General features: G+C 45.5%; 5 protein-coding genes and 1 pseudogene. 4 read left to right on the forward strand and 2 right to left on the reverse strand.

The window, feature by feature from the left end:
- Positions 1 to 206 (reverse strand): annotated as a pseudogene (locus tag H6S82_RS19050) (polysaccharide pyruvyl transferase CsaB); the annotation flags it as partial.
- A gap of 282 nt (positions 207 to 488) precedes the next feature.
- On the opposite strand from H6S82_RS19050, the gene H6S82_RS19055 reads away from it, so the two are divergent.
- The 4 genes from H6S82_RS19055 to H6S82_RS19070 all read left to right on the forward strand — a co-directional run bounded on the left by H6S82_RS19055 (position 489) and on the right by H6S82_RS19070 (position 3,732).
- Positions 489 to 680, forward strand: coding sequence for a DUF1816 domain-containing protein (locus H6S82_RS19055; protein WP_190462201.1), 192 nt, complete (start codon positions 489 to 491; stop codon positions 678 to 680).
- A 168-nt stretch (positions 681 to 848) separates the two neighbouring features.
- Positions 849 to 1,157, forward strand: coding sequence for a DUF2499 domain-containing protein (locus H6S82_RS19060; protein WP_190462199.1), 309 nt, complete (start codon positions 849 to 851; stop codon positions 1,155 to 1,157).
- Positions 1,158 to 1,183: 26 nt separating this feature from the next.
- Positions 1,184 to 1,486 (forward strand): DUF3593 domain-containing protein, encoded by a 303-nt coding sequence (locus H6S82_RS19065; protein ID WP_190462326.1) that lies wholly within the window; start codon positions 1,184 to 1,186, stop codon positions 1,484 to 1,486.
- A 260-nt stretch (positions 1,487 to 1,746) separates the two neighbouring features.
- Positions 1,747 to 3,732, forward strand: a complete 1,986-nt coding sequence (locus H6S82_RS19070; protein WP_190462198.1) for a protein kinase — start codon at positions 1,747 to 1,749, stop codon at positions 3,730 to 3,732.
- Here H6S82_RS19070 and H6S82_RS19075 read toward each other — a convergent pair.
- Positions 3,729 to 4,638 (reverse strand): OB-fold nucleic acid binding domain-containing protein (locus H6S82_RS19075; RefSeq protein ID WP_347339515.1); only part of this gene is annotated, 910 nt, incomplete at its 5' end. The two genes, H6S82_RS19070 and H6S82_RS19075, sit on opposite strands and share 4 nt — an antisense overlap.

Genomic DNA, 4,638 nt, shown 5'->3' on the forward strand with positions numbered 1-4,638 from the left:
CGGCGTAAAGCTTGCCAAATTTGGGCCGGTGCCATGCGATCGCAGCTTTCCACCTTATAGCGATTCCGTGTCTGTTTTGGGTTGCCAGAAAGTACCACGGGCGTTACGTGAGAAGGCAACATTTGCAGCAGCGAGGCTAATAAGGCTTCGTCGCCCCCGTTGCCTTTACCGTAGTAGCCGCACAAAACCGCCCGCATCTTTCCCATAATTTTTTACTCAAATGTATTCTCGTTATCAGTTTTTCGTTTCTAGTTGAGGCATAATTGTGGAGATGATATCATATTTTTCTAACCATTCTGCAAAAAACTATCAGTTTTTCTCATAGCTCGCAGAGTTGCAGAAGTAGAAAAATGGGTAAATTGCAGAGTTAGAAGCTGTTTTCGCTAATTTGTTATAAGCGCAAAATATAGAAGTTTAAATCAGCCCCAGGTTTTGACGAAAAATCAAAAAGATTCCATAATATCGATTTAAAAAAGGGAAGGTAGTAAATGTTTTGGTGGCTGGAGATTATTACCAAAGATCCATACTGTATCTACTATTTTGGGCCTTTCGATAGTTTAAAAGAAGCTCAAGAAGAACAGCCAGGTTACATAGAAGACTTGAAACAGGAGGGCGTAGGAGAAATTTATGCCCAAATTAAATTATCCGATCCAGTAGAATTAACTATTTGCCAGGATTGAGCGCTACCAATATTAAAAAATTGTTTTGGTAGCGCGACAGGAAAATGGGATGGAAAGTTAGTCGCGATCGCTACTGGCGATATTGTCTTGGCAAACATCGGATTCACAAATAAAAAGATAAAGCCACAAGCGTTATATGATTGAGGATGTCTGTTTTATAAGATCGTTGTGCACGCGCTTTCAATACCGACCTGGATTATACATATTTCGAGCGTTATCGAGTGGATAGCGGCTATCTGGTTAATTTGGACTTACGGTGAAGTCAGCGGTAACCGAGCGTGGTGGGCTTTGTCCATCGCCATGCTGCCAGCGTTAATCAGCGCTATGTGTGCCTGTACTTGGCACTTTTTCGATAACCCGCCATCGTTTGAGTGGCTCGTCACCATGCAAGCTACCATGACAGTGGTGGGTAACTTTACCCTTTTAGCGGCGGGTTGGTGGATTTGGCGTTCTGCAAAAGGGAAGGCGCAATCGTGATATCTCCTTCATGGTTTACATTTCACATTTCCAAAGATGCCCTGTTTGCCCTATCTCTGTTTCCTTACTTGGGTTTCTTGTGGTTCATCACTCGTTCCGGAAAAATGCCGCGTTTAGCCTTGATCGGTTTTTACATGACGTTGGTGTTTGTGGGGGTCACCATACCGGCTGGGATTTACGCCAAAATAGCGTATGAAAAGTCTTTAGCCAATGTGGATTGGCTGCACGGGGGCGCAGAATTTTTCTTGACGCTCTCAAATATTCTGGTTGTGCTAGGCTTCAGACAGGCGGTAATCGAGAGCAAGCGATCGCCCAAACAGAATATTTAGCTGCCTGGGGAACTGCCGTACTGCGCTCTGGCAAAATATGGCTTCCCTGAAAATCAAATCAACAACAACAGCGAATGCAGTTTGCGATCGCGCATCACCTGCACCTTCGGTTAGATTTTAGTTTATCAAATTTAACTAACGAGAGCCGCACAATTTCATCCCTAACCCTCCCAGCGAAAGCGACGCAACAGGCAAGACTCCTGATTGAGGAAGAAAATAAAAGTGAAGCGTGCCTCTCCCCAATTAATCCGTAACTAATTATGAATTGTTGTTTAAATCCCAGCTGCCAGCAGCCCCTAAATCCTAAAGGTACTAAGTTCTGCCAAAGTTGCGGGGCAAAAATAGAGCCTCTGTTGCGAAATCGCTATCGCGTCGTCCGACCGATCGGTCAGGGAGGATTTGGCAAAACCTATCTAGCGGTAGATGAAGATAGGCTGCAAACGAGCTGCGTGATTAAACAATTTTCGCCGCAAGCGCAAGGAACGAAATCGTTAGAAAAAGCGATCGCACTTTTCAATCAAGAAGCAGTGCGACTGCACCAACTGGGAGAACATCCCCAAATTCCCACCCTGCTAGCCTACTTCGAGCATGATAAAAGGCTGTATCTGGTACAGCAATTTATCGAAGGCAAAAATTTATTTCAAGAATTGCAAGGACAAGGAGCGTTTGGGGAAGATAAGATTCGGGAAATATTGCTGGATATTCTGCCAATTCTCAAGTTTATCCACTCTCGTCAAGTAATTCACCGGGATATCACGCCCACGAATATCATTCGCCGCAGCATCGATGGCAAATTAGTGCTGATCGATTTCGGCATCGCCAAGCAAATGACGGAAAGCGAAACACCTCAACCGGGAACGAGAATCGGTACGGAAGGATACGCACCCCTAGAACAGCTGCGAAACGGTCAAGTCTATCCCGCCAGCGACATCTACAGTTTGGGCGCAACCTGCATATTTCTGATGACCCAAACTAAACCGGACAATCTCTACAATCCTCTGGACGGTCGCTGGATATGGAGAGAACATTTGCTCAAAAAAGGAAGGGTAGTAAGCGATCGCTTGAGTCAGGTTTTGGATAAAATGCTGCAAGATTTGGTCAGCCAACGCTACCAATCGGCAGATGAAGTTCTCAAAGACCTTAATTCTCCAACCTCCCAAGCTTCCGTGTCGCCTGGGATCTCCAAACAACCGGCAAAAGTTACACCGCCGCCAATTTCCAAACAACCTACTTCCAGACCGATTGCTCCTAATTATAGTACCTCGCGCCCACCCCTTTCGCAACCGCCCATTTCTAAACGTTTTACTGCGGCGACTCCGGCGTCGGGATTGTCTGCTGTTTCTAAGTCTTCCAGTAAGTATTGGCGATGCGTAAAAACTCTTGTGGGACATTCATCCTGGGTGATGTGCGTGGCGATGGGTCCCTTTAAGCAACTTGTGGCGAGCGGTAGTTTAGACGATACAATTAAAATCTGGAATCTGCAAACTGGTGAATTGCGACAAACACTCACCGGACATAGCAAGGGAGTTAATGCCCTCGCCATCGATCCGGATGGCAAAATTATCGTCAGTTGCAGCGATGACGACAGAGTGAAGATTTGGGATATTCAAACTGGCAAACAGCTGCACACTTTAACGGAACACAATCGGGATGTAACTTCGATCGCCATCAGTCCGGACGGACAAACTCTCATTAGCGGTAGCGAAGACAGGACGGTCAAAGTTTGGAAATTGCAAACAGGCGCACCAGTCCGCACTCTCTTGGGGCCAGCCGGGATGATTCAGTCGCTCGCGATCGCTCCCAATACGCCTATAGTAGCCACAGGTGGCCTTGACAATCAAATCAAGCTGTGGAATTATGCTACGGGTGAATTCCTCCGCACTCTCAACGGACATTTGAACTCAGTACATTCCGTTGCTTTTACCCCGGATGCGAAAACCTTGGTCAGCGCCAGTAAGGACAAAACAATCAAGCTGTGGAATGTGGCGAAAGGACAAATCATTCGCACTCTTGCCGATCATTCAGGGGCTGTTAATTCTGTTATCGTTACTCCCGATGGACAATATATCATTAGCGGTAGTAGCGATAAAACGATCAAAATTTGGAATTTGACTACTGGAGAACTGCTCGATACGATAGAAGAGCATACCAACCCGGTTAACTCTTTGGCAATCAGTTTTGACGGACTGATTATGGCCAGCGGCAGTTGGGATAACACAATCAAAATTTGGCAAAGGGTGGGTTAAAAATTAATTTTTAATTGTTTGGTAGAGGCAGAAAATCCGTGGTTTTTGAGGCGAGAGACAAGACCTTCGGGATCTTGCAAGCGATATTTTTCTCCGAATCTAATTACCTGACGGCTGTGTTCTCCCGCCAGAATAGCGATGACGGGAATTTTTTCTGCCTCTGCGCCATGATTGTATTCTCCAAAAATTGCTTGCAAGTGTTTGAGTTTTTGTTCGTCGCTAATTTGTTGTAAAGTTAATTCTAGCATCACGACAGGTTCCGGATCGTTTTCGATCGGTAGGATTTGTTCGGAAACTGCTAGATGTTCGGCTTCAATAGGCGTGACTTCTTCGACAATGATTTGATTGCGATCCCGATCTTCTGGCTTTTCTATTTTACAGCGCAGAATGACTGGCGTATCTGTAACAAGCGATGACTGAACAACTTCATAAGTTTTGGGAAAAACGACCGCTTCCCCTTTACCAGTGAGGTCTTCCAGTAGTAGTATTGCCATACGTTCGCCGCTTTTTTTAGTCAATAGCTGTTTAACTTCTGTCAGCATCACAATGGCGCTGATGGGTTTTCTCGATCGCCAATCCTCCACTTGATTGAGATAAATCAATTCGATTCCCTGCTGCTTCGCAAATCTTTCCGCATATTTAAGCGGATGATCGGAAACATAAAAACCCAGTAATTCTTTTTCGTATTGCAACTTTTCTTTCACTGGGAAATCGTTTACCTGCGGCGCTTTGGGTGCGGGACTTCTCACCGATTCCAGATCGAAAAGTGTGGGTTGTTCCGAGGTATCTTTGCTTTTCTGCGCCCAACTTACTACTAAAGGGAGATGTGCGATTAATTGTTGGCGATTGGGATTTAGCTTATCAAAAGCACCGCACCTGATCAGGGATTCCAAAGCGCGGCTATTG

The organism is Planktothrix sp. FACHB-1355 (assembly GCF_014748295.1).
GTDB lineage: Bacteria > Cyanobacteriota > Cyanobacteriia > Cyanobacteriales > Aerosakkonemataceae > Aerosakkonema > Aerosakkonema funiforme_A.